This window comes from Pseudomonas sp. WS 5532, assembly GCF_012985445.1.
Lineage (GTDB): Bacteria > Pseudomonadota > Gammaproteobacteria > Pseudomonadales > Pseudomonadaceae > Aquipseudomonas > Aquipseudomonas edaphica.
On the sequence record NZ_JAAQWK010000020.1, the window covers coordinates 83,881 to 109,527 of the forward strand.

Here is a 25,647-nt window from a genome sequence, read left to right on the forward strand (position 1 = left end):
ACCGGTATGCCTCGTTATTGCTGGTTGACGTTTTTTCGACGGGGGCGCCAAGCGATGTTTGTGGTCTGGAAAGCGCGCCAGCGGCTGGACTAGTGTGGAGACAAGCCCCATGTGGGGTGCTTGTGGAGAACTGAAAATGGAGCGACATCACAAAAGGATCATCAGTGCCAAAAGGCGCAAGTTGATTGCCGCCTACAAGCTGCCAGGGGCGCCGGGCGCCAAACGCTCGGTGTTCCTGGACGCGGAAGATGACAGCAATGCAGCCGTCGTGAACAACGGCGTGATTTCGTTTATCGAGGGCATGTCGGCGCTGAACCGTGAATACATTCGTAAAAGCTACCTGCTGGCCAGCAGTTATGTGAGTGATGTGTTGAAGGTCCAACGGGGGAGTGAGGCCTGGTATGACGAATTTATCAAGGTGATGGTCAGCCTGGGCTGGTTGCCGGTGCGCAGCGCTTTTGAGCGGGTCTCAAGCTCCGGCAAAGGGCTGACGGTGCAGGTGGCGGCGCTGAATATCATCGCCGCGCTGGCGGCGGCCTCGCTGGCAGGGCCGCTGCTGGCGGCGTTGCCGAAACTGGCGGCGGATGCGCTGCTGGCCTTGAAGCAACAGCCTGCCTCGTTTGAGCTGTTCAAGCGCAATAGCACGGTGCATCAGGGCGGTGATTTCGGCCTGGCGTCCTGTGCTGAAACGGCGGGAGAGGTGATGATGGTGCTGGTGACTTACAGCACCCACGGTGTGAGCAAACAGCTGGGCCTGCCGTTTCTGGAGTGGGACAGCTCTTCGGTCGAGGCTTTCAGCGGCCAGACTTGCCTGGTGCTCAATACCTCTGTGGTCAATGAAAAAACCATCCAGCTGATGCGCGAGAGTGCCGGCGACAAGGTGCAACTGGCAATCGCGAAGTACCGGATTTAAGGCACCAGATAACCGCGCACGCCGGTAAAGATGATCTGCGCGGCCAGCGCACACACGAACAACCCCATCAACCGACTGACAATCTGCAAGCCCTGGTCACCCAGAATGCGTTCGATACGGTTGGACAAATACAGCACCACACCGACCGTGAAGCTGGCCAGGGCAATGCTGACGATGGCCATGAACTTGTCATCCCAGTGGGGCTGGCTCACGCCCATCACCAACAGTGCACCGATGGTGCCGGGGCCGACCGTGAGCGGGATGGTCAGCGGTACGATGGTCACGTCCTGCTGCACATTGTCGGTCTGCACCGCCGACTTGCCTTGGGCCATGCCCAGGGCCGAGATAAACAGCACGCTGCCGGCGCCAATGCGAAATGCATCCACGGTGATGCCGAACACACTGAAAATCACCCGGCCGAACAGGTAGAGCAACACGCTCGACACCAGCGTGGCCAACGCGACCTTCCAGGCCAGCCGGCGCCGTTCTTTGCTGGAGTAACCACGGGTCAGGCTGATAAAGCAGGACAGCACAAAGAACGGGCTGTAGAGCACCAGCATTTTCAGGTAGACGCTGAATAACACGTGGAGCATGGGCGCGGCTCGCGATAGGAGAGGTTTGCGGAGTCTATCAGGCGCAACCGGGCAAATGTGGGAGCTGGCTTGCCTGCGATAGCGGTGGAGCAGACAAAGGGTGTGTGATTGACACACCGCCATCGCAGGCAAGCCAGCTCCCACAGGAGGCTGCATTTCAAGGTCACGACGGGGCGTGTTCCGGCCGCTGCTGACGCTGCGCCACCCAAAACTCCACCAGTTCACGCAACTGCGACAATTCCACCGGCTTGGCCATGTGGCCATCCATGCCGGCCTGGCGTGCGCGTTCTTTATGTTCCGACAGGATATGCGCCGTCAGCGCCACCACCGGCGTGCGAATACGCTGGTGGCTGACTTCCCACGCGCGCAATTGCTGGGTGGCAGAGAAGCCATCGAGGATCGGCATTTCGCAGTCCATCAACACCAGGTCGTAACGCTGGGCTTTCATCGCCTCCAGCGCTTCCTCGCCGTTGCTGGCGGTGTCCGGGTTGAGGTTGAGCTTGCCGAGCATGCCGCGAATCACTTTGGTGGAGATACTGTTGTCTTCAGCCACCAGGATCTTGAAGTCACTGGGCACGGTGACTGCTGCCGGCGCGCTGAGAGCAGGGCGCGGCGCAATTGTGCCCTTGCTGCGCTGGGTCAGTTCGTCGGCCAGGGTGGTCTTGAGTGTGTAGCCGGCCACTGGCTTGGCGAGGATGCGTTTGATCCCGCTGTTGCGTGCGATGATCTTGCTCGGCGCATTGCTGATGCCGGTGAGCATGATCAGCAGAATGTCGTGGTTCAGGCTCGGGTCTTCCTTGATCTTCGCCGCCAGTTGCATGCCGGTCATGCCGGGCATGTTCTGGTCCAGCAGCACTACGTCGAAGTAGTCGCGCAGGTGCGCTTTGGTGCGCAGCAGCGCCAGGGCTTCTTTGCCGGACGGCACGGCGCTGACGTTCAAGCCCCAGGCGGTGCATTGCTGCACCAGCACTTTGCGGCAGGTGTCGTTGTCATCGACCACCAACACCCGCGCGCCTTTGAGCGGCCCGTCGAGGTCGGACGTCGGGTGCTCCAGGCGTTCCGGGTCCAGTGGCAGGGTCAGCCACAGCGTGCTGCCCTGGTGGCTGCCGCTCTTGATGCCGAACTCGCCGTTCATCAACAGGATCAACTGGCGGGCGATGACCAGGCCCAGGTGGCCGCTCAGGCGCGTAGCCGAGAGGAAGTTCTTGCTGTGCAGTTCGCTGTGCAGCAGCGCGTCGCGTTCGGCGGCATCCATCGGCAGGCCGCTGTCTTGTACGGCGATGCGCAGGCGTGGCTTGGTGCTGCGTTCGTCCAGGGCGACCACGATCAGCACTTCGCCTTCATCGGTTTTTTGCAGGGCGTTTTCCAGCAGGCTCAACAGCGCCTGGCGCAGGCGCGTGGGGTCGCCACTGATCACACGGGGCACCTGCGGCTGGATAAAGCTGATCAGCTCGACGTTCTGCTGTTCGGCCTTGGCGCGGAAGATACTCAAGCAGTCATCGATCAGCGCGTTGAGGTCAAATTGCACGTCGTCCAGTTCGATCTGCCCGGATTCGAGCTTGGAGATGTCGAGGATCTCGTTGATCAGCGTCAGCAGTTCATTGCCGGCGCTGTGGATGGTCTGCACATAGTCACGCTGCTTCACCGACAGCGGCGTGCCGAGCAGCAACTCGGTCATGCCCAGTACGCCGTTCATGGGCGTGCGGATTTCGTGGCTGATCTTGGCCAGGAATTCGGCCTTGGCGGCGATCTCGGCATTGCTGGCCGCCAGGTCGCGGCTGAGGCTGAAGCGTGCTTCGACAATGGCGCGCTGGCGTTCGCCCAGGGCCAGGCTCATCAGCAGGCCGCTCAGGCAGATAAAGCTCAGCAGGGTCACGATCAAACCTTGCGGTGCCACCAGCGTCAGGCCCAGCAGGGCGGGCAGGATGATCAGGGTGCCGATGTTGAACACCACCATCGCCACCACAAACAAGCGCGCCGGCCGGTAGCCTTTCTGCCAATGGTAAGCCGAGATAAACAACATGCTCAAGCCTGCCAGGGCGACCAGCGCGTAGGTGATGATGTTCAGCGGCAAGGTGTTGACGAACAACAGCAGCAGGCCGCACAGCACGATCAGCAGGATGTCGGCCATCAACAGCTTGTTCAGTGGGTGCGGGCCCAAGGGCATGAAGAAGCGATAGGCAAACATCAGCCCGCACGGCGCAGTCAGCAGCAGCGCGAGGTAGGCGCCCGGGGTCTGCACCGCGTGCCAGTTCGGCAGCCACGGCCCCACCAGGTTGAGCAACAGCGCCAGGCTCAGCATCAACAGCACTTCGCAGGCCGCCAGCCACAGGCTGCTGCGCGAGCGGTGGTAGGCGAAGCGTGTGAGGTTGTGCAGGATCAGCATCAGCAGGCAGCCGAACAGCAGGCCGTAGATCAGCGTCTGGGTCTGGTCGGCGGCGGCGAGCACGGCCGGTTCCAGGGTGATGTAGGGGCGCAGTTCGTGTTCCGAGACCAGGCGCAGGTACACCTCAAGGGGCTTCTGGCTCTGGGGCATCGGCAGCATGAAATCGCTGCTGGGCAGCGGGCGTTCCGCCTGGGGCTGGCGGGTACCGGTGCTTTGCTGCTCCACCAGCATGTCGCCGTCGAGCACATACAGGTTCAGGTGCGAGAGGTCCGGGGCGAATACCCGCAGTACTTGTTCGTGCTTGCCGGGTTGCAGCTTGAAGCGTACCCACAACGCACCGTCCGGCTCCGCGGCGGTAATCCGGTCGAGTTCGATGGGGCTGAATTGATTGGTGTAGCGGGCGGAGCGGATGTCGCTCAGTTGCAGGTCGGCCTGTTCATCAAGCAATACTGCCCAACCACTGCCTTGCGCGGCGGCCTGGGCCGGGAACAAGCAGAGCAGGGTCAGAAAGCTGACTGTAAAACCTATGGCGATCCTGAGCCAGCGCACGGCGAAATCCCTTCGTAGGTTGATGCACGGGTTAACTATGCACGGGTTAACTATGCGCGGGGCGACATGGGTACGGCAAGGGCCAGAGGCCCTTACCTAGCCGAACGGATAGCTACGCAAGCGTAGCTGTTCAGTTGTTCTCGCCGCGTTCACGGGCAATGGCGCGATAGCCGATGTCTGTGCGGTAGAAGCAACCTTTCCAGTCGATTTTTGCCGCCAGTTTGTACGCCTGTTGCTGCGCGGCGTCGACACTGGCACCCATTGCGGTGGCGCACAATACACGGCCACCTGCGGTTACAACTTTGCCGTCCTTGAGCGCGGTGCCTGCATGGAACACCTTGCCTTCCAGCGTAGCAGCCGCATCCAGGCCTTCAATCACATCGCCCTTGGCGTAGTCGGCAGGGTAACCACCGGCCGCCAGTACGATGCCGACACTCGGGCGCGGGTCCCACTGTGCTTCAACCTTGTCCAGGGCCTGGGCCAATGCGGCTTCCACCAGCAGCACCAGGCTCGATTGCAGACGCAGCATCACCGGTTGGGTTTCCGGGTCGCCGAAGCGGCAGTTGAACTCGATGACTTTCGGGTTGCCGGCTTTGTCGATCATCAGGCCAGCGTAGAGGAAACCGGTGTACACATTGCCTTCGTCGGCCATGCCGCGCACGGTTGGCCAGATCACCAGGTCCATCACGCGTTTGTGCACGTCGGCGGTGACGACCGGGGCAGGGGAGTAGGCACCCATGCCACCGGTGTTCGGGCCGCTGTCGCCATCGCCAACACGTTTGTGGTCCTGGCTGGTGGCCATCGGCAACACATTTTTGCCATCGACCATCACGATGAAGCTGGCTTCTTCGCCGTCGAGGAACTCCTCGATCACCACACGCGAGCCTGCATCACCAAACGCGTTACCGGCGAGCATGTCGCGTACGGCGTCTTCGGCTTCCTGCAAGGTCATGGCGACGATCACGCCTTTACCGGCGGCCAGGCCATCGGCCTTGATCACGATCGGTGCGCCTTTTTCACGCAGGTAAGCCAGGGCCGGCTCAATCTCGGTGAAGTTCTGGTAGTCGGCCGTCGGGATCTTGTGGCGAGCCAGGAAATCCTTGGTAAAGGCTTTGGAGCCTTCCAGTTGGGCGGCACCGGCGGTTGGGCCGAAGCAGTCCAGGCCACGGCTGCGGAACAGGTCCACAACGCCGGCAACCAGCGGTACTTCCGGGCCGACGATGGTCAGGGAAACATTTTTTTCGGCAAAATCAGCAAGCTGCTCAAGGGCCAGCACGTCGATGGCGACGTTTTCGCACTTGGCTTCAATGGCGGTGCCGGCATTGCCGGGGGCGACGAAAACCTTCTGGACGCGTGGGTCCTGGGCAACTTTCCAGGCCAGGGCGTGTTCGCGGCCACCGCTGCCAATGATCAAAACATTCATTTCAAAACCCTCGTTAGGATGATCGTTCCCACGCTCTGCGTGGGAATGCCTCTACGGACGCTCTGCGTCCGAGGGACGCGGAGCGTCCCTGGCTGCGTTCCCACGCGGAGCGTGGGAACGATCAATCAGTGGCGGAAGTGGCGCATGCCGGTGAAGACCATCGCGATGCCAGCTTCATCAGCGGCCGCGATCACTTCAGCATCACGCATCGAGCCGCCCGGTTGGATCACGGCGGTAACACCGGCTTTCGCGGCGTTGTCCAGGCCATCACGGAACGGGAAGAACGCGTCGGAAGCCATCACCGAACCCACGACCTGCAAGCCTGCGTGTTCTGCCTTGATCGCGGCGATACGCGCCGAGTTCACGCGGCTCATCTGGCCGGCGCCGACACCGATGGTCTGGCGGTTCTTGGCGTAGACGATGGCGTTGGACTTAACGTACTTGGCCACTTTCCAGGCGAAGATCAGGTCGTTGATCTCTTGCTCGGTCGGGGCGCGCTTGGTCACGACCTTCAAGTCTTGGCTGCCGATCATGCCGATGTCGCGGCTCTGTACCAGCAAGCCGCCATTGACGCGCTTGTAGTCCCAGGCAGCGGCGCGGTCTGCTGACCACTCGCCGCAGGCCAGCAGGCGCACGTTGGCTTTGGCGGCGACGATGGCGCGAGCTTCTTCACTGACGGATGGGGCAATGATCACTTCAACGAACTGGCGCTCGACGATCGCCTTGGCGGTCTCGGCGTCCAGCTCACGGTTGAAGGCAATGATGCCGCCAAACGCGGATTCAGTGTCAGTGGCGTAGGCCAGTTCGTAGGCCTGGCGAATGCCGCCTTCAGCGTCCGGGCTCACAGCCACGCCGCACGGATTGGCGTGCTTGACGATCACGCAGGCTGGCTTGACGAAGCTCTTCACACATTCCAGCGCGGCGTCGGTGTCGGCCACGTTGTTGTAGGACAGCTCCTTGCCTTGCAACTGGGTCGCGGTGGCGATGCCGACTTCGGCAGGCTTGGCCTCAACGTAGAACGCCGCGCTCTGGTGCGGGTTCTCGCCGTAGCGCATTTCCTGGGCCTTGATGAACTGGCTGTTGAAGGTGCGCGGGAACTGGCTGCGGCCTTCTGTGCTCAGGGTTTCAGCGGCCTGGTTCACGGTGCCCATGTAGTTGGCGATCATGCCGTCGTAGGCGGCGGTGTGTTCGAACGCCTTGAGCATCAGGTCGAAGCGCTGGGCGTAGGTCAGGCCGCCGGCTTTCAGGCTTTCCAATACTTGCGCGTAGTCGCTGGCGTTAACCACGATGGCCACGTCTTTGTGGTTCTTGGCAGCGGAGCGAACCATGGTCGGGCCGCCGATATCGATGTTCTCGATGGCGGTCGGCAGGTCGCAGCCTGGCTTGTTGATGGTGGCTTCGAACGGGTAAAGGTTAACGGCTACCAGGTCGATCGGCTTGATGCCGTGTTCGCTCATGATGGCGTCATCGATACCGCGACGACCGAGGATCCCGCCGTGGATTTTCGGGTGCAGGGTCTTGACCCGACCGTCCATCATTTCTGCGAAACCGGTGTAGTCCGCGACTTCTACTGCGGCCACGCCGTTGTCCTGCAGCAGTTTGAAGGTCCCGCCTGTGGAGAGGATTTCCACGCCAAGGGCTTCCAGCTCCCGGGCAAATTCGAGGATCCCGGTCTTGTCGGAGACACTGATCAAGGCGCGGCGGATCGGCAGGCGGGTGGTCTGGTCGGTCATTTCAATTTCCATCAAAAGCAAAGGAGTCAGCAAAAAAGGCGACCGTTTTTACGCGGGCGCCTTTCTGGTTTGATTGAATGCTTACAGCAAATCGTATTGTTTGAGCTTTTTGCGCAAGGTGCCACGGTTGAGGCCCAGCAGCTCACTGGCTTTGGTCTGGTTGCCCTTGACGTAGTTCATCACGCTTTCGAGCAACGGCGCCTCGACTTCGGAGAGCACCAGGTTGTACACGTCCGTGACGGAAGCGCCCTCAAGGTGGGCGAAATAATTGTGCAGCGCCTTCTCGACACTCCCACGAAGGGTCTGACCTTCTTCGCTCGGCGTGTTCAGGTGCTGTTTCAAATTGACGTTGTCGCTCACGGGTGCTGTTCCACTCACTAAAGTCTCGGTCATCATCGTCATGCGGCCACCCCCTCTCCATCCCCTGTTCCCAGGCTCTTGTCACGTTCGGCGAAGAACTCACGAACGGTGGCGACCTGTGCCTGCGTTTCATCCAAACGATTGAACTGAGCGCGGAATTCCTTGGCGCCCGGCAAGGTGGCGAGATACCAGCCGACATGCTTGCGAGCAATGCGTACTCCCATCACGTCTCCATAGAAGGCGTGCAGGGCGGCCAGATGCTCTAGCAGAATACGTTCCACCTCGATCAACTCCGGTGCCGGCAAGACTTCGCCGGTACGCAGAAAGTGTTCGATCTCACGAAAAATCCATGGCCGCCCCTGGGCGGCCCGGCCAATCAACAAGCCATCGGCACCGGTTGCGTGCAGCACGCGCCGGGCTTTCTCGGCTGAGTCGATATCGCCATTGGCAAAGACCGGCATCGACACCGCCTGCTTGATCGCGGCAATGGTGTCGTACTCAGCTTCACCTGTGTAAAGGTCGGCGCGGGTGCGGCCATGCACCGCCAGCGCTGTAATCCCGGCCTGTTCAGCGATCTTCGCCACTGTCAGGCCATTTTTGTTGTCCCGGTCCCAGCCGGTACGAATCTTCAGGGTGACCGGCACATCCACTGCGGCGACAACGGCCTGCAGGATCTCGGCTACCAACTGCTCATCTTTCAACAATGCGGAACCGGCGGCCTTGTTGCAGACCTTCTTGGCCGGGCAGCCCATGTTGATGTCGATGATCTGTGCGCCCAACTCCACGTTGGCTCGGGCCGCATCTGCCAGCATTTGCGCATCACCCCCGGCGATCTGCACCGAGCGGGGCTCGGGATCACCTTCGTGGATCATGCGCATCCGCGATTTGCGGGTGTTCCACAAGCTCATGTCGCTGGTGACCATTTCAGAGACTACTAGACCCGCGCCCAAACGCTTGCACAGCTGACGAAAGGGCTGGTCGGTGACGCCCGCCATCGGGGCGAGGATCAAGCCGTTTTGCAATGTGTATGGGCCGATGCGTACCGCCGACATAGGACTTCCCTGTTGTGGGGCCGGATCATTAGAGTTCGAAAAAGGGTTGGCATGATACCCGCTCTCGATGACTGGATAAAGGCTGAATTGGATAAAATCTGAACAGTTATTTCTTTATCGCCGCCGGTTTGGTTGCGCAGCGCAAAGTCAATAATTTGCCGTCAAACCTCAGAACCTGCGCCGGTTCACTCGGGCGAGTGAAAACTCAGGCTGTAATTCACCGCTTTATTGCCTGGGTCAAGGATATCCAGGGAGATGTGGATCGGTGTCTGCGATGGCATTTCGCTGACGCCGGCCAATTCGCCGCTCAGGTATTCGCCGGGTTTGAAGCGACGACTGGCGATCAGATTGCCGTTCATGTCGGCGAAACGCAGTTCCAGCAACGGAAAGGGCTGGGAAAACGTCGCCCGGTTATAGATGATCGCATCCACCACCAGCGCCCCGGCAAACTCCGGGTTGCTGCGCACCACCAGGTTGCTGCTCTTGATATGGGCGATATCGACCCGCGATGGCACCGTGCAACCCAGTGACGGGCACAGCTGCTGAAACCATGGGCGGTAGGCATCCTGGCGGGCCAGGTCGTCGAATTGATACGCGATGTACTGGCCTGCGAGGCCTGCGGCGGCGATCAGCACCAGCAGCATCCAGATCAGGCGGCGGCCCCAACCGGACGGGCGCTTTTGGGCGTAAAGGTGCAGCGGGTCGTCTTCCAGGTCCTGGAGTACGTCATCGTGAACACTTGGCTCGGGGCGCGTGCGCTTGCGACGCGGTTGCGGGCGATCTTCGGGTTCCGGTTCGTCCAGGGCCTGGGTCAAGGGCGTGAACGGCGGGTCGATATCGTCATCTTCATCGTGGGGCGCCGAGCGCAGTGGCGGTTCATCGTCGATGTCGTCAAGGCGAAACGACATGGAGGGTTCGGTGCGCTGGCGTGTCGCAGTGGCCGGCTCTGGCTCTGGCTCATCCTCGGGCGCTGGGGTGCGCTCCTCGGGCGGTTCACTGAACAGGCTGGCGGCCCACTGTTCTTCTTCGGCCTTGGCAGTGCCGCGCGTAGCGCTCAGGGCATCTTCAGGCTGGCGACGGTCAGCCGGTGCCTGACGACGCTCCAGCTTGGCCAGTTCTTCGTCCAGGTCCAGGTTGTCCAGGTCCAGTTCTTCGGCGTTCCACTGCTTCTGGCTGATGGCCCGTGGGGCCTCGGCGGTCGGCTCAGTGGCCTTCTCGGCAACGGCCGGCTGCTCAGGCGCAGGCACCTGGCCGCGCTGCTCCAGCAACTGGCGAGCGGCGTTGAACACTTGCAGGCACGAGCCGCAGCGCACCACGCCGCGGGCCACACTCAGTTGTGCGTGGCTGACGCGAAAACGGGCTTGGCAGTGTGGGCACTGGGTGACGAAACTGTCGGTCATGCGGCCATCCGATTCAGGCAAGCGCTCATTCTAGCGCCGACGACCACTGATGCGTACCCAGCCATCACGGTTGGCGATCGGGTCCAGTTCGAAATCCTTGGCGTAGGCAGCGGCCACGTCTTCGCCTTGCTCGGCGAGGATGCCCGACAACGCCAGGCGCCCGCCCGGCTTGACCAGGCTCGACAGCTGCGGCGCCAACGACACCAGCGGGCCGGCGAGGATATTGGCCATCAGCACATCGGCCTGCACCTGGGGCAAATCTTCCGGCAGGTAGAGTGGGAATTTGCCTTCAGCAATGTTATTGCGCCCGGCGTTATCACGGGAAGCTTCCAGGGCTTGCACGTCGATATCGGTGCCGACCGCTTCCTTGGCGCCCAGCAGCAGCGCGGCAATCGCCAGGATCCCTGAGCCGCAGCCGAAATCCAGCACGTTGCAGTCGCTCAGGTCCTGGCCGTCCAGCCATTCCAGGCACAGCGCGGTGGTAGGGTGGGTGCCGGTGCCGAACGCCAGGCCCGGGTCCAGCAGCAAGTTGACGGCATTCGGCTCAGGCGCGGCGTGCCAGCTTGGCACGATCCACAGGCGCTGGCCGAAACGCATTGGCTGGAAGTTGTCCATCCAGCTGCGTTCCCAATCCTGGTCTTCGATCACTTCGCTGTGGTGCTCGGGCAGCGGGCTGCCGGTGAGCAGTTCCATGTGGGCCAGCACGGCGGCGGCATCGGTGCCGTCTTCGAACAGGGCCAGCAGATGGGTGTGGGACCACAGCGGCGTGGTATTGAGTTCCGGTTCGAAGATCGGCTGGTCTTCGGCGTCCATGAAGGTCACCGACACGGCGCCGACTTCGAGGAAAGCGTCTTCGTAGGTTTCGGCTTGTTCTGGGCTGATGGCGAGACGGACTTGCAGCCAAGGCATGGCGGGCACCTTTGAAAAAATGAGTGTGCGACGGCTGGGTCGCGAAAGCGCGCAAGTTTACGCGAGCGGCGAGTTTGTGGCGAGCTGGCTTGTGTGGGAGCCAGCTCCCACACAAGCCAGCTCCCACACAAGCCCGCACACATGGGGGCGGCGGTGTTCTTGCGGGCCCACAAACAACAAAGCCGCCCGAAGGCGGCTTTGTTGGGTGGAGCACTTACTGGTTGGCCAGCTTGTGTTCCAGGTAGTGAATGTTCACACCACCTTCGCAGAAGCCTTCATCGCGTACCAGATCCCGATGCAGCGGGATGTTGGTCTTGATGCCGTCTACCACGATTTCGTCCAGGGCATTGCGCATACGGGCCATGGCCTCGTCGCGGGTGGCGCCCCAGGTGATCAGCTTGCCGATCAGCGAGTCGTAGTTGGACGGAACCTTGTAGCCGCTGTACAGGTGCGAATCCACACGCACGCCGTTGCCGCCCGGCGCGTGGAAATGCTTGACCAGGCCAGGGCTTGGGATAAAGGTTTTCGGGTCTTCGGCGTTGATCCGGCACTCCAGGGAGTGGCCGTGGATCTTCACGTCGTCCTGGGTGAAGGACAGCACGTTGCCGGCAGCGATGCTCAGCATTTCCTTGACGATGTCGATACCGGTGACCATCTCCGAAACCGGATGCTCTACCTGCACACGAGTGTTCATCTCGATGAAGTAGAAGCGGCCGTTCTCGTAGAGGAACTCAAAGGTACCAGCGCCACGGTAGTTGATGTCGATGCACGCCTTGACGCAACGAGCCAGTACTTCCTGGCGCGCGGTTTCGTCCAGGCCCGGTGCCGGTGCCTCTTCCAGTACCTTCTGGTGACGACGTTGCAGCGAGCAATCGCGGTCGCCCAGGTGGATGGCGTGGCCCTGGCCGTCGGACAGTACCTGCACTTCCACGTGACGTGGGTTGGTCAGGTACTTCTCCAGGTAAACCATCGGGTTGCCGAACCAGGCAGCCGCTTCGGAGCGGGTCTGCTTGGCAGCTTCGATCAGGTCTTCTTCCTTGTGCACCACACGCATGCCGCGACCACCACCGCCACCGGCGGCCTTGATGATCACCGGGTAACCGACTTCGCGACCAATGCGCAGGGCGGTTGCCTCGTCTTCCGGCAGTGGGCCGTCGGAACCTGGAACGGTTGGCACGCCGGCTGCGATCATGGCGTCCTTGGCCGAAACCTTGTCGCCCATCAGGCGGATGGTTTCGGCTTTAGGGCCGATGAAGGCGAAGCCGGATTTTTCCACCTGTTCGGCGAAATCGGCGTTTTCCGCGAGGAAGCCGTAGCCTGGGTGGATGCCATCAGCGCCGGTCACTTCAGCGGCCGCGATGATGTTCGAGACTTTCAGGTACGAGTTCGTGGCCAGTGGCGGGCCGATGCAAATGCTTTCGTCCGCCAGTTTCACGTGCATCAATTCGGTATCGGCCGTCGAGTAAACAGCGACGGTCTTGATGCCCTCTTCCTTACAGGCGCGCAGGATACGCAGCGCGATCTCGCCGCGGTTGGCGATCAGGACTTTTTGCAGTTTCTTCGCAGGTTTCAACATCGAAGGCGCTCCGCGGTTCAAACGATGGTGAACAGCGGCTGGTCGTACTCAACCGGCTGACCGTTTTCTACCAGGATGGATTCGATGACGCCGGCTTTTTCAGCGGTGATGTGGTTCATCATTTTCATCGCTTCAACGATGCAGATGGTGTCGCCCACTTTCACGGTTGCGCCGACTTCAACGAAGGCTGGCGAGGTCGGTGCCGGGGTGCGGTAGAAAGTACCGACCATTGGCGACTTGACCACGAAGCCGTTCAGCGCAGGCGCGGCTGGGGCGGCAGGTGCAGCGGCAGCAGCCGGGGCGGCGGCAGGTGCGGCAGCCGGAGCAGGTGCTTGCATCTGTGGCGCGTAGAACTGTTGAGCCGGGGTCTTGCTGTGGCGGCTGATCCGTACGGACTCTTCGCCTTCCTTGATTTCCAGCTCGTCGATACCGGATTCTTCCAGCAGTTCGATCAGTTTCTTAACTTTACGGATATCCATGAATCATCAACTCCCAAGGGTCGGTCAGGGGCGCTTGGCCGGTTGTTCAAGTTGTTCCAGGGCGGCCTCCAGGGCCAGTCGGTAACCGCTGGCGCCAAGGCCGCAGATCACACCTACCGCTACGTCGGAGAAGTAGGAGTGATGGCGGAAAGCTTCGCGTTTGTGCACGTTCGACAAATGCACTTCGATAAATGGGATGCTCACCGCCAGCAGCGCGTCACGTAATGCAACACTTGTATGCGTAAAAGCGGCGGGATTGATCAGGATAAAGTCCACGCCTTCGCCACGCGCGGCATGGATGCGATCAATCAATTCGTACTCGGCATTGCTTTGCAGGTACAGCAAATGGTGGCCGGCTTCACGCGCCCGGCGTTCCAGATCAAGGTTGATCTGTTCCAGGGTCACCGCCCCGTAGACACCCGGTTCACGGGTACCGAGCAGGTTCAGGTTGGGTCCGTGAAGAACCAGTAAGGTCGCCATCGGCTGTTCCTTGTTATTGATGTGGGTGCGTCAGAACCCGGCGACTATGCCGCAAAGCCTTTGTGACTGTCCAGTTCTATGCAGTAGGCGGCACGATTAGCGATGATTGCGCAAAATTTGTGACTGTGAGGCTGGATTTGGTCAGTGATTGATCGTTCCCACGCTCCGCGTGGGAATGCCGCCCCGGACGCTCCGCGTCCCGCTCTAAAGTCGTGACGCGGAGCGTCACAGGATGCATGACCACGCAGAGCGTGGGCACGATCTCGATCGCATTAGACGCGAAACGCCTGCACGGCAGTGTTCAGTTGCCCACCCAGTTCCAACAGATGCTCACCCTGGCTGCGGCCTTGGCCGATTCGCAGCAAATTATCCTCGCCCAGCTGGTGAATCCGCTCGCTGTTGTCACGAATCTCACTGACGGCGCCACTCTGCTGCGCGGTCACATCGGCGATGCGCACGGCAGTGTCGGAAATGGTCTGGATCGCCCCGACGATTTCATCCAACGCGCCGTCGGCCGCCTGGGCCTGCTGGGCGGTGGCTTCGGCGTGTTCGACCTGCGCGCGCATGCCCTGCACCGACTGATGGGCGGCGCTTTGCAGGCCGGTGATCAAACCCTGGATTTCAGCGGTGGCGCCCGCCGTGCGCTGGGCCAGGGTGCGCACTTCGTCAGCCACCACGGCAAACCCACGCCCGGCTTCCCCGGCGCGCGCAGCCTCGATGGCGGCGTTGAGGGCCAGCAGGTTGGTCTGGTCGGCAATCGAGCGAATCACGGTGAGCACGCCGCCGATGGTGGCGGATTCTTCCGCGAGTTTTTCGATCATCTGCGCATTTTGCTGCACTTCACCCACCAGTGCGTGCAAGCCGGTGAGGCTCAGGCCGATCACCCGTTGGCCCTGTTCCACGGCCAGGCCTGCACTGCGGCTGGCACCGGCGGCCTGGCTGGCATCGCCGGCCACTTGCTGAATGGTGGCTTCCAGCTCGCCCAGGGAATCGCGGATCTGCGCAGTATCGCCGGCCTGACGCTCGGCCCCGTCGTGCAGGCCACTGCTCAGCTCGGCCAGGGCGCGGCTGCTGCCGACGACTTGTTCGGCATTTGCGCGAATGGTGCCCACCAGGTCCACCAGGTAAGCGCGCAAGCGGTTCAGCGAGGCTTCAATATCGTGCAGTTCGCGGTTGGTCTTGCCCAGCGCAATCGGCTGGCTGAAATCACCTTCGGCCCAGGTCGACAGGGCGGGCGCGAGGTTGGTCAGCACCCGCGCCAGGCGCCGTTGCAGGGTGTCGATCAGCAGGGCAATCAGCAGGATCAGGCCGATCATCACGCCTTGTAACAGGCGAACTTCGCCCTGGATCCTGGCGTGTTGGGCGCGTACCACCGGCTCCAGGCCGGAGATGGCCTGTTGCACGGCGGCGATTTTTAAATGAGTGGCGGCGGCCAGTGCGGTGCGCTGCTGGATTTGCTCGCGGGTACGCTTGAGTTCGGCGGGGTAGCGGGTCAACAGGCTGTTGAGTTCGCGCTTGAGGTCGACGCCGGTGTCCTGAACTTCGGCTTTCTCGCTGTTTTCCAGGCCCATCATGGCGGAAAAATCATCGGCGCTGGATTCACTGCTGGCCTTGACACCAAGCAATGGCAACCCCGCCAACACGTCGGCCTGAGTGCGGATACTGGCGACCTCGCGCTCCACGTCATCGGCCAACTCCGCGCGCCCGCTGCTGACCAGTTTGTCGCGGGCCAGGGACAGTTTGCCCAGGTGCTGGGACGCGGCCAGCAAGGGCGGCAGGTAGCGAGCGGCGTCTGGTGAGTTGACGCCCGTGGCGTATTGGCTCAGTTGCTCAAGGTTCGCGCCCAGCTCACGTTCGGCTTGCAGCAACAGGGCTTGCGGGTCGCCCGCCAGTTTGCCGGCGGCGAGCAGGTCGGTTTTGCTGAAGGTGTCCAGATCCACCAGGCTGGGGCGCAGGTTTTGCCCAGGTTCTGCCGGCAATTCGTCAAGATGCTGCAACAGGTTTTCCAGGCTTTGACTGGCGCTGCTCAAACGCAGGGCATCGCCGCTGGAGAGGTAATCATCAATGTTGCGTGCGGCCTGGTTCTGAAAGGTCTGCGACAGGCCCAGGTAGCGTTCCATCAGCAGATACGGCCGTTCCAGCGCACGTTGCGACCACCATAGCGTCGCTCCAAGGGCCAGGCACACGGCCACCAGCAGAAGGGTATTGAGATTGGTCAGCAGCTTCAGGCGCATGCGTGGTTTCAACCGACAGCAAAAGATAAGTGCCTGAAGTTATTGCGTTTCCATTACAAAGTTATGACGGATTCGGTGGATTCCGGTGAAAAGGTGGCACTTTGCTTTGATGTACGAGCGGCTTGCACGCGGTTGCGTCCTGCGTCCTTGGCGCGGTACAGCGCCTCGTCGGCCTGGGCAGCCATCATCAGGCTGTCGGAGCCGTCGCACAGCTCCACCAGCCCGGCGCTGAAGGTGCACCATAAATCCTGCGGCTGGGCCGGGTAGTGAATTTCGGCAAAGCGCCCACGGATTTCGTCCAGTACCTTGCAGGCCGACTCCAGGTCGGTGTCGGGCATCACGATGGCGAACTCTTCGCCGCCGTAGCGCCCGATGTAGTCGGTCTTGCGCAGGCGTTGCTTGAGAAACAGCGCCAGGCTCTTGATCACGCGGTCGCCCATGGGGTGGCCGTGGCTGTCGTTGACGCGCTTGAAGTGGTCGATGTCGAGCATCGCAAAGCTCAGTGGCTTGTTCTCGCGGCGGGCGCGGAAGCTGCAGTCTTCGAGCAATTGCAGGATATGGGTGTGGTTGTATAGCCCGGTCAGGCTGTCGCGCACCATTCGCGCCTTGAGGTTACGGGCACGGGCGGCTCGGTTGCGCACGGTGGTGATCAGGTGGCGCGGCTTGATCGGCTTGGTGAGGAAGTCGTCGCCGCCTTCGCTCATGGCGTCCAGCTGTTTATCCAGGTCGTCTTCGGCCGACAGGTAGATGATCGGCACACTGACGTACCGGTCGTTGTGGCGAATCACCTTGGCCAGTTCGGTGCCGGTACAGGCAGGCATATACATGTCGAGGATGATCAGGTCCGGCTGGAAATCCGCCAGTTCGGCCATGGCCTGGATCGGTTCGATCAAGGTGCGCGTGACGATGCCGGCGCTGTTGAGCAGGCGCTCGGTGTGCAGCGCTTGTGCCCGCGAGTCATCGATGATCAGCACTTTATAAGGTTCGTACTGCGCGACGCAGGTCAGCACTTCGATCTTTTCCAAGAGGCTCGACGCTTCCAGGGTGCCGGTGAGGAACTCCTGGCCACCGGCGCGCACGGCGGCCAGGCGCGTTGGCGTGTCGGTTTCGTGCAAGCTGAAAAACAGCAGTGGCAGCTTTTGCTCGAGGCCTTCCTGGGCTTCGGCGGCCAACTTGAGGCCCAGGCCCGCCCCGCAGAAGTCCACATCCATCACAATCGCCGACGGCAGGCGCTCGGCGAGGGAGGCACGAAACGCCGGCACACTGTCCAGGGACTGGGCGCTCATGCCAAAGAATTCCAACTGCTTGGCCAGGCGTTCGGCGCGGTCGTGATCGGCCAGCATCACGTAGATGGGCTTGCGCATCGGCGGCAGTAAGGTTTGTTCCAGCTGATCACCCTGGCGCAGACCGGTGCGGGACAGGCGTTGCATCAGGCGGTTGAGTTCGGTGATGACCTGGCTGCTCAGCCGGCCGCGATTTTCGTCCACCACCTTGAGCGATTCGCCGATGTGTCGTGCCAGTTGGCCGTGTTCCGGCTGTTCGAAACGCTCGGCAAAGCGCAGCAGGCGCAGGTTGGCTTCGCTGAGTTCGGACAAATCGGTGTTCGACCATTCGCTGCGTTGCAGGCGTTGCCAGATCTCAAGAATTTGACGTGCCTGATGAATTACCCGCTGGGCAAAATGGTGCTTGAGACGCTCACGGCTGGGGTCTTCTGGCTCGGTCATATCCTGACTACTAGTGAGGGTGCATGCTGAGGTCGACTGATGGCTCTATGCTAGCACCTCTTTTCTGTTGCATGAGTGTCATACGTCAATTAAGTGCAAGTCTTGGGGATTCAGTTACCGACCCAATGGTCACGCTGCGTAAAAAGCGTGCATCCTTTATAGTCGAACGTCTCCCACCTGCCACTTTCGGTTAAAAGCCCCGCGCCGATGGGCACGATGGGGTAGGGTTGTGGTCGGAGTGTTTGACCGCACCCGGACAATTGACGTGCATGAACTCAAGTGATTGAAAGGATATCGCCATGCTGGACTGGAAAAACCGTGCAGGCAGTGCCAAAGGCCCCGCCCCTGAGCCAAAGTCGACCCAACGCGGCTACTTTCGCAACCTGCTGATGAGCAAAGCGCTGCTCAGCGTGCTGGCCTTGTACCTGTTGGTCACCGGCGGCCTGGGTTGGTACTGGAGCGAAGAGCCGGCGCTGTTCCCGGTCCAGCAAAACGCCCAGCTTGCCGCCGAGAAGGAAGGCAAGCAGATGGTGATTGGCTACACCACCGTCGAAACCCTCAAGACCGTGGTCGGCACCTTGCTGAACAAGCCTGGTGGCTACATTTCCAACGACCGTTTCCCGCCAGGCCTGTGGATGGATAACATGCCGAGCTGGGAATATGGCGTGCTGGTGCAGGTGCGTGACCTGACCCGCGCCTTGCGTAAAGACTTCGCCCGTTCACAGTCGCAGTCGGCTGAAGACGCGGATTTGGCCAAGGCTGAACCGCGCTTTAACTTCGACAACAAGAGCTGGGTGCTGCCGTCCAGCGAGTCGGAATACCAGGAAGGCATCAACTCCCTGAGCCGCTACGAGGCACGACTGTCCGACCCGAACCAGAAGGGCGCGCTGTTCTATGCCCGCGCCGACAACCTGAACAACTGGCTGGGTGATGTCGCCACGCGCCTGGGTTCGTTGTCGCAACGCCTGTCGGCCAGTGTGGGTCGGGTGAAGCTCAACACCGCACTGAAAACCGAAGCCCTGGCGCCGGGTGAAGTGCCGCAGGTCGATGAAGAAGTGGTGGAAACCCCATGGATGCAGATCGACAACGTGTTCTACGAAGCCCGTGGCCAGGCGTGGGCCTTGTCTCACCTGTTGCGCGCGATTGAAGTCGACTTCGCCGACGTGCTGGCCAAGAAAAACGCCACCGTCAGCGTGCGTCAGATCATTCGCGAGTTGGAAGCCTCGCAGGAGCCGGTGTGGAGCCCTATGATTCTTAACGGCAGTGGCTTTGGCATCCTCGCCAACCACTCGTTGGTCATGGCCAACTATATTTCCCGGGCAAACGCTGCAGTGATCGACTTGCGTCAGCTCCTCAACCAGGGGTAATGATGGACGCTTCTCAAAAGGAGGTCGCACACCGTGTGGCCTCTGATGCTGAACTGATCTGCTGGGTGGACGAGCAGGACAACCTGCTCGGCGACCTTGTCAGGTCCGACCTGCGCCAGCGCGGCCTGATCGGCCGTTGCACCTTTATCTTCCTGTTCAACTCCGCCGGTGAACTGTGTGTGCATCGACGCACCCTGAGCAAAGCCCTGTATCCCGGCTTTTGGGACACGGCGGCAGGTGGCATGGTGGCGGCGGGCGAGACCTACGCGGTTTCGGCTGCCCGTGAGCTGGAAGAGGAACTCGGCGTGGGCGGTGTGGAACTGGTCGAGCACGACCACTTCTACTTTGAGGAGGAGGGCAGCCGGCTGTGGTGCAAATCTTACTCGGCAGTCTGGGATGGCCCATTGCGCTTACAGCCCGAGGAGGTCATGGAAGCGCGGTTTCTGCCCATTGAAACGGTCCTGCAGGAAGCTCAACAAAAGCCTTACTGCCCGGATGCTCAAGAGGGCTTGCGGCGCTATCTGGCCTCACGTCGCTAAAGTTGCATAAATTGGCGCTATTTGGCTCTTAGCAAGGCGGCTTTTTGCCGTTACACTGCGCGCCTTTTCACCCGAACCGCCTTGGCGTTTCGGTAGCGCTGCCCCTGCCTGAGTGGGGCTTCGCGGTCGGTAAGCTGCCTTTTGTAACGAGAGCCGGGTTCCGATCAGTCTTTGTCCTCCCAAGAGGATTGCCGGTGGCCAAAAAAGCCGCATCCTTCGCCGCCCTTGGTGGCCTGGTATTTTCCACCGACGCAGGTCGACACTGCCCGGACTGTCGTCAGCCCGTGGATTCGTGTACCTGCAAACAGACCCTGATCCCTGAAGGCGACGGCATTGCCCGCGTACGACGCGAGAGCAAAGGCCGTGGCGGCAAGACGGTGACTACCATCACTGGCGTGCCTTTGGCTGAAGAAGCCCTGAAGGAACTGGCTACCACGCTGAAAAAGCGCTGTGGCACCGGTGGCGCGTTGAAAGACGGTGTCATCGAGATCCAGGGCGATCACGTCGAGTTGCTGTTGGCCGAGCTGATCAAGCTGGGTTACAAAGCGAAGAAATCCGGCGGCTAGCAGCCTCTGTGAAACCCACCCCGATGGCCCTTTGCTGAACGCGAACTGTCGTCTCCATGGTTTTCACAGAGCCTGTTCCTGACCGGTGTCTAAACTCTGTCCTGCGAGTGGGGTCTACCTTCCTTACAGGCAAATCGTCATTTTCATTCTTTAGACTTCGCCAGCCTTGCAAGAAGGGCGTGGTGATCTTCGACTTTATATAGGGGACTTCGATGTCCGTACGACGCACACGCAAAGACGATGGCAGCCAATGGACAGTTGCGGACAGCCGCAGTGTTTATGGGATTCGCCATTGGGGGGCCGGATATTTCGCGATCAATGATGCCGGTCGCGTTGAAGTCCGTCCGAACGGCCCGAACAGCACGCCGGTTGATCTCTACGAGCAAGTCGACGAGCTGCGCAAAAGCGGCCTGTCCTTGCCGCTGCTGGTGCGTTTCCCCGACATCCTGCAAGACCGTGTACGCCAACTGACCGGTGCGTTCGATTCGAACATCGAGCGCCTGGAATACCAGAGCAAGTACACCGCGCTGTACCCGATCAAGGTGAACCAGCAGGAAGCGGTGATCGAGAACATCATCGCCACCCAGAACGTGTCGATCGGCCTGGAAGCCGGCTCCAAGCCTGAGCTGTTGGCCGTGCTGGCCCTGGCGCCGAAGGGCGGCACCATCGTCTGCAACGGTTACAAGGACCGTGAGTTCATCCGCCTCGCGCTGATGGGCCAGAAGCTTGGTCACAATGTGTTTATCGTGATCGAGAAAGAATCCGAAGTCGGCCTGGTGATCGAAGAGGCTGCGAGCCTCAAGGTCAAGCCGCAGGTTGGCCTGCGTGTGCGTTTGTCGTCGCTGGCGTCGAGCAAATGGGCCGACACCGGTGGCGAGAAGTCCAAGTTCGGTTTGTCGGCGGCGCAATTGCTGTCGGTGGTCGAGCGCTTCCGCGCTGCCGGCCTGGACCAGGGCATCCGCCTGCTGCACTTTCATATGGGTTCGCAGATCGCCAACCTGGCCGACTACCAGCACGGTTTCAAGGAAGCCATTCGTTACTACGGCGAATTGCGCAACCTCGGCCTGCCGGTCGACCACATCGATGTGGGTGGCGGCCTGGGCGTGGACTACGACGGCACGCACTCGCGTAATGCCAGCTCGATCAACTACGACATGGACGATTACGCCGGTGTAGTGGTGGGCATGCTCAAGGAATTCTGCGACGCGCAGAGCCTGCCGCACCCGCACATCTTCTCCGAAAGCGGCCGCTCCCTGACCGCCCACCACGCCATGCTGGTGGTACAGGTCACCGACGTTGAAAAACACAACGACGACGTGCCGCAGATCGAGAACAAGGAAAGCCTGCCGGAAACCGTGCAATGGCTGGTGGACCTGCTGGGCCCGACCGACATCGAGATGGTCACCGAGACGTATTGGCGCGCCACTCACTACATGAGCGACGTGGCTACACAGTACGCCGACGGCAAGCTGACCCTGGCGGAAAAAGCCCTGGCCGAACAGTGTTACTTCGCCGTGTGCCGTCGCCTGCACAACTCGCTCAAAGCCCGCCAGCGCTCGCACCGCCAAGTGCTGGACGAGCTCAACGACAAGCTGGCCGACAAATACATCTGCAACTTCTCGGTGTTCCAGAGCCTGCCGGACACCTGGGCGATCGGCCAGGTGCTGCCGATTCTGCCGCTGCACCGTCTCGACGAAGAGCCGCTGCGCCGCGCCGTGCTGCAAGACCTGACCTGCGACTCCGACGGCAAGATCAAGCAATACGTCGACGAGCAGAGCATCGAGACCAGCCTGCCGGTGCATGGCTTGAACGAAGGTGAAGACTACTTGCTGGGCATCTTCCTGGTGGGCGCTTACCAGGAAATTCTCGGTGACATGCACAACCTGTTCGGTGACACCGACTCGGTAAACATCTACCAGCGTGAAGACGGTTCGGTGTACAGCGCCGGGATCGAGACCCACGACACCATCGAAGACATGCTGCGCTACGTGCACTTGTCGCCGGAGGAGTTGATGACGCACTACCGCGACAAGTGCGCCAGCGCGAAGATCAGTGCCAGCGAGCGTACGCAGTTCCTGGATGCGTTGCGTCTGGGGCTGACGCGTTCGTCCTACCTGTCCTCGTAAGTACACTGCTCCCACCAAGATCTTCAAGTAACAGAGATCCAGTGTGGGAGCGGGCTTGCCCGCGATGGCGGTGTATCAGTCCGCACATTCAGGGCTGACACACCGCTATCGCAGGCAAGCCAGCTCCCACATTTGGATTTTCGTTTGGTCGTACCTTCTGTGTGAGGTCTGAACGATGTCGAGCAAATGGCTGCAAGCGTTAACCCTGGCAGTCGCCGCATTCCTCTCGGCCTGCTCGCCGATCAAAGTGCTCAACGCACTGACCCCTTCCAGCACGTTCACCAAAACCTCATCGATTGCCTACGGCCCCGACCCGCGCCAGAAACTCGATATTTACCGTCCCGTCACTGCCTTGCCCAATGCCCCTGTCGTGGTGTTTTTCTACGGTGGCAGCTGGAACAGCGGCTCCAAGGATGACTACGGTTTCGTCGGCGAAGCCCTGGCTTCACGCGGCATTGTGGTGGTCATCGCGGACTATCGGCTCTACCCGCAAGTGCGTTACCCCGCTTTTCTCCAGGACGGCGCCCAAGCGGTGGCCTGGACTCATCAGCACATCGCCGAATATGGCGCCGACCCCAAGCAGCTCTACCTGATGGGCCATAGCTCCGGCGCGTACAACGCCTCGATGCTGGCGCTGGATGCGCGTTGGCTCAAAGAAGTGAACCTGTCACCCTCGATGCTCAAGGGCTGGATCGGCCTGGCCGGGCCTTATGACTTCCTGCCGATTGAAAACCGCGATGTGCGCCCTGTGTTTTTCTTCCCGGACTCACCGCCCGATTCCCAGCCCATCAACCACGTCAGTTACGACGCTCCACCAAGCCTGTTGATCGCCTCGGTGAGCGACACGCTGGTCAACCCCACGCGCAATACGGGCGGGTTGGCTAACAAGCTGCGTGAAGCGGGTGTGCCAGTCGAGGCGTTTTATTTCACCAGAACCAGCCACGCGACATTAGTGGCGTCCATTGCCAAGCCATTGCGCTGGCTGGCGCCGGTGCTGGATCGGGTCACGGCGTTTATTCGCTCCACTCCAGGCCAGTGAGGCTGGCTTTACCGGATTATCAGGGTGTACTGCGCTGAGCTCTCGGGGCTGGTTTCCTCCAGCGCTACAGACTGCAGCGTGTTTTGCGCTGAAGGGCTGACTGTCAGACTAGCGCTATTGTCCATCAGTGTTCGACCCTGGGGTGGCAGCGTCGCTCTTATGCCTTGTTGTGTCACGAAGACGTGGAAATCCGTTTGATTCCAAACCTCCACGCCTTTCTGGATGGCGGGCTGCGCTGGGAGTGTTGACGGAGCGTCGTCCAGTTTGAGTGTCCATTCGCCCGTGTCCGGAGTGACGGGGGGAACCTGAACGGACGGCTCGGCGACGGCTTCGACAGGGGGGGTGGCTGGTTTCTTCTTGGACGAGCGAATAACAGCGGCGGCGATCAATGCGACCACTATCAACGCGCCAATAATCAAGTAGGTGTTGTTACTCATGTGGGTTCTTCCTTGAGTGCAATAAGATCGCAGCCTTAAGCTGAAGGCTCTTCAGCGGTGATCTCCATTCAACGCCGGAAAGTCGGGTTTGTAACCTGTGAGAACTGACAGGTTGGCTCCCGTCTATTGATTAAACTGCGTGCGGCGCCTCATCCCATAGGTAGCGATCACGCAAGGGCACGCCCATTTCCTGGCGTAGCGCATTCTCGGTGAAGGGCGATGGATTGAGGGTGGTTGGCCGGGTGAGCGGGTTGTTGTCGTGATCGAACAGCTCCCCGTCCTCAATGGCGAGGCCGAGTGCTTGGTACTCGACGTTATTAACGAAAACCGGCTGACCGTAGCGCTCAATGGGGCTTCCATCGAGGCCAAAAGCCTGTTGGTTTCCGGGTTGGTAGGTGCCAGTGGCGCCATTGAAGGCATGGGCCAACTCGTGCTGGAGTGCAAGCATCGGTGTGGTCGACAGCTGTTGGCCGAAGTGGAAGGTTTGAAGCTCTATTTCGGCGTGAGTGGCGACTGCACCGGGCACCTCATTTTTGATGTAGCCCAATTCTGATTCGCTTTGAAACTGCGAAGATTGCCAAGCGGAAAGCGCGTCGCTGTAGGCGTTGCGGAAGTAGTAGTAACTGGCGTTCATGTCGGCAGACTCTCGCAGGGTGACGGGAGACCTTATGTCGTCCACGAAGTCGTCCATTTGCTCAAGCATCCGCTGGCCGACAGGCGAACCTCGAAGCTGGTCGAGAACGTCTTGCACGGCGTCGATGAACTCGGGTTTGCCTTCTATCTTCAGCCCTTTACTCCCGACGTTCTTGACCTCCATAAACGTGACGTTTGAAGGCCCATTGTGATGAATCTTGTCGGACGCTTTGGCGTAAATGCGATCTTTTTTACTCGTGGAGTGAATCACGTCATGGCCTGCGCCTGCGTAAAACGTGGTCTTGCGGGCGCCCACCAGTTTATCGTCGCCGCGGCCTCCATTTAAAACGTTGATGCCTGCGCCTGCATACAGCTGGTCATTGCCTTGGTCGCCGTTCAAATACACCAGTCGGTGATTGGCGCCCTTGCCTGCATGCAGCACGTCATTGCCTTTGCCACCGCTCAGCACGGCACTGCCCGTGCCTGCGCGCATCCGATCATCGCCGTCACCACCCAAGGCGATTCCGCCGCCGCTACCCAGGTGAATGGAGTCGTTGCCGCTGCCCCCATTGACCCGTGCATAGCCGGCGCCGGTCTTGACCCGGTCATTGCCGTCGCCCGTGATGATCCGAACAGGTGCCTTAACGCCAGGGCCAATGACCACCGAGTCATTTCCGCCCTGGGTCTCAATATTTATCATGTGCAGGTCTGTGCTTTCGGGCATTGGGAAGGGGTAGGTTTTCCCATTGATGATGGCCGTCAATGTCCTGCTGTCATGGGCTGTGATCTTTATATTGTCTGCCTGATCGCCGGTGACGATGTGAGTCATGCTGGCTGAGTGATAGTTGCCGGCACTGTCTTGCCAGGTTTCCACTTCGCGTTTGATCAGTACATTGGCTTCGTTGAACAACGTATGTGTCTGTTGCCCAATGTCAGGCGTGGGTGCCGAGGGGCTGGGCGTTTCAGGCTGGGGTGCCAATGTCGGAGCGTCGGATGCGCCGAGGGGAATGCGGGGAAGTACTGTGTTCACGCAGGCTCCTGTTTCCTTCTGGCTCGCGAGAGTGGGCCAGGCGGATCCTCTGTGGTTGTAGCCCTTGCAAAGGCTCCACGCGCAGTTGTGAGTTTTTCT

The 25,647-nt window shown here is 60.7% G+C and carries 21 protein-coding genes; 6 read left to right on the forward strand and 15 right to left on the reverse strand.

The genetic code is table 11. The features are described 5' to 3' along the window. Nucleotides 1-136 precede the first annotated feature (136 nt). Nucleotides 137-913: a hypothetical protein gene (locus HBO23_RS26525; protein ID WP_017136753.1), complete on the forward strand. Its 777-nt coding sequence runs from the start codon at nucleotides 137-139 to the stop codon at nucleotides 911-913. On the opposite strand, the gene HBO23_RS26530 is transcribed toward HBO23_RS26525, so the two are convergent. From HBO23_RS26530 to HBO23_RS26590, 13 genes are all read right to left on the reverse strand, one after another. Further along, nucleotides 910-1,506 carry a MarC family protein gene (locus tag HBO23_RS26530; protein WP_017136752.1) on the reverse strand — a complete coding sequence of 199 codons (597 nt, stop codon included), beginning with the start codon at nucleotides 1,504-1,506 and terminating at the stop codon, nucleotides 910-912. The genes HBO23_RS26525 and HBO23_RS26530 overlap by 4 nt on opposite strands. Before the next feature lie 163 nt (nucleotides 1,507-1,669). After that, nucleotides 1,670-4,441, reverse strand: coding sequence for a hybrid sensor histidine kinase/response regulator (locus HBO23_RS26535; protein ID WP_170040352.1), 2,772 nt, complete (start codon nucleotides 4,439-4,441; stop codon nucleotides 1,670-1,672). A 130-nt stretch (nucleotides 4,442-4,571) separates the two neighbouring features. Continuing rightward, nucleotides 4,572-5,864 carry a phosphoribosylamine--glycine ligase gene (gene purD, locus HBO23_RS26540; protein WP_017136750.1) on the reverse strand — a complete coding sequence of 431 codons (1,293 nt, stop codon included), beginning with the start codon at nucleotides 5,862-5,864 and terminating at the stop codon, nucleotides 4,572-4,574. Nucleotides 5,865-5,989: 125 nt separating this feature from the next. Then, the gene (gene purH, locus HBO23_RS26545; RefSeq protein ID WP_017136749.1) at nucleotides 5,990-7,597 is read right to left on the reverse strand and encodes a bifunctional phosphoribosylaminoimidazolecarboxamide formyltransferase/IMP cyclohydrolase; all 1,608 of its coding nucleotides are present in this window, start codon (nucleotides 7,595-7,597) and stop codon (nucleotides 5,990-5,992) included. An 81-nt stretch (nucleotides 7,598-7,678) separates the two neighbouring features. Then, nucleotides 7,679-7,999 carry a DNA-binding transcriptional regulator Fis gene (gene fis, locus HBO23_RS26550; protein ID WP_003221275.1) on the reverse strand — a complete coding sequence of 107 codons (321 nt, stop codon included), beginning with the start codon at nucleotides 7,997-7,999 and terminating at the stop codon, nucleotides 7,679-7,681. Then, a complete protein-coding gene (dusB, locus tag HBO23_RS26555; protein WP_099548135.1) occupies nucleotides 7,996-9,009 on the reverse strand; it encodes a tRNA dihydrouridine synthase DusB in 1,014 nt (337 codons plus the stop codon). Before dusB ends, fis begins: the two co-directional genes overlap by 4 nt. Before the next feature lie 185 nt (nucleotides 9,010-9,194). Further along, entirely contained in the window at nucleotides 9,195-10,409 is a 1,215-nt protein-coding gene (locus tag HBO23_RS26560) for a DUF3426 domain-containing protein (RefSeq protein ID WP_017136747.1), read from the reverse strand. A gap of 30 nt (nucleotides 10,410-10,439) precedes the next feature. After that, a complete protein-coding gene (prmA, locus tag HBO23_RS26565) occupies nucleotides 10,440-11,318 on the reverse strand; it encodes a 50S ribosomal protein L11 methyltransferase (protein WP_170040354.1) in 879 nt (292 codons plus the stop codon). 214 nt (nucleotides 11,319-11,532) lie between these two features. Then, entirely contained in the window at nucleotides 11,533-12,894 is a 1,362-nt protein-coding gene (gene accC / locus HBO23_RS26570; protein WP_017136745.1) for an acetyl-CoA carboxylase biotin carboxylase subunit, read from the reverse strand. A 17-nt stretch (nucleotides 12,895-12,911) separates the two neighbouring features. Continuing rightward, the gene (gene accB, locus HBO23_RS26575; protein WP_017136744.1) at nucleotides 12,912-13,373 is read right to left on the reverse strand and encodes an acetyl-CoA carboxylase biotin carboxyl carrier protein; all 462 of its coding nucleotides are present in this window, start codon (nucleotides 13,371-13,373) and stop codon (nucleotides 12,912-12,914) included. Nucleotides 13,374-13,397: 24 nt separating this feature from the next. After that, nucleotides 13,398-13,853: a type II 3-dehydroquinate dehydratase gene (aroQ, locus tag HBO23_RS26580; protein WP_017136743.1), complete on the reverse strand. Its 456-nt coding sequence runs from the start codon at nucleotides 13,851-13,853 to the stop codon at nucleotides 13,398-13,400. 272 nt (nucleotides 13,854-14,125) lie between these two features. Further along, nucleotides 14,126-16,087: a methyl-accepting chemotaxis protein gene (locus tag HBO23_RS26585; protein ID WP_170040356.1), complete on the reverse strand. Its 1,962-nt coding sequence runs from the start codon at nucleotides 16,085-16,087 to the stop codon at nucleotides 14,126-14,128. A 53-nt stretch (nucleotides 16,088-16,140) separates the two neighbouring features. Next, nucleotides 16,141-17,811, reverse strand: a complete 1,671-nt coding sequence (locus tag HBO23_RS26590; RefSeq protein WP_017136741.1) for a PleD family two-component system response regulator — start codon at nucleotides 17,809-17,811, stop codon at nucleotides 16,141-16,143. Nucleotides 17,812-18,110: 299 nt separating this feature from the next. Between HBO23_RS26590 and HBO23_RS26595 the strand changes: the two genes are divergently transcribed. The 5 genes from HBO23_RS26595 to HBO23_RS26615 all read left to right on the forward strand — a co-directional run bounded on the left by HBO23_RS26595 (nucleotide 18,111) and on the right by HBO23_RS26615 (nucleotide 23,448). Further along, complete coding sequence (locus HBO23_RS26595) at nucleotides 18,111-19,178, forward strand: DUF2333 family protein (protein ID WP_017136740.1); 1,068 nt, start codon at nucleotides 18,111-18,113, stop codon at nucleotides 19,176-19,178. A 2-nt stretch (nucleotides 19,179-19,180) separates the two neighbouring features. Continuing rightward, nucleotides 19,181-19,717: an NUDIX hydrolase gene (locus tag HBO23_RS26600; protein WP_170040358.1), complete on the forward strand. Its 537-nt coding sequence runs from the start codon at nucleotides 19,181-19,183 to the stop codon at nucleotides 19,715-19,717. Nucleotides 19,718-19,911: 194 nt separating this feature from the next. Further along, the gene (locus HBO23_RS26605; RefSeq protein WP_012722004.1) at nucleotides 19,912-20,283 is read left to right on the forward strand and encodes a translation initiation factor Sui1; all 372 of its coding nucleotides are present in this window, start codon (nucleotides 19,912-19,914) and stop codon (nucleotides 20,281-20,283) included. A 212-nt stretch (nucleotides 20,284-20,495) separates the two neighbouring features. Beyond that, on the forward strand, nucleotides 20,496-22,409 hold the full coding sequence (gene speA, locus HBO23_RS26610; protein WP_017136738.1) for an arginine decarboxylase: 1,914 nt from the start codon (nucleotides 20,496-20,498) through the stop codon (nucleotides 22,407-22,409). Between the two features lie 175 nt (nucleotides 22,410-22,584). After that, nucleotides 22,585-23,448 (forward strand): alpha/beta hydrolase, encoded by an 864-nt coding sequence (locus HBO23_RS26615; RefSeq protein WP_170040360.1) that lies wholly within the window; start codon nucleotides 22,585-22,587, stop codon nucleotides 23,446-23,448. 8 nt (nucleotides 23,449-23,456) lie between these two features. Here the strand turns inward: HBO23_RS26615 and HBO23_RS26620 are convergent, their stop codons facing one another. Both HBO23_RS26620 and HBO23_RS26625 read right to left on the reverse strand, forming a co-directional pair. Next, a complete protein-coding gene (locus HBO23_RS26620; RefSeq protein ID WP_170040362.1) occupies nucleotides 23,457-23,885 on the reverse strand; it encodes a hypothetical protein in 429 nt (142 codons plus the stop codon). A gap of 130 nt (nucleotides 23,886-24,015) precedes the next feature. Next, on the reverse strand, nucleotides 24,016-25,548 hold the full coding sequence (locus HBO23_RS26625; protein WP_170040364.1) for a M91 family zinc metallopeptidase: 1,533 nt from the start codon (nucleotides 25,546-25,548) through the stop codon (nucleotides 24,016-24,018). Nucleotides 25,549-25,647: the final 99 nt, after the last annotated feature.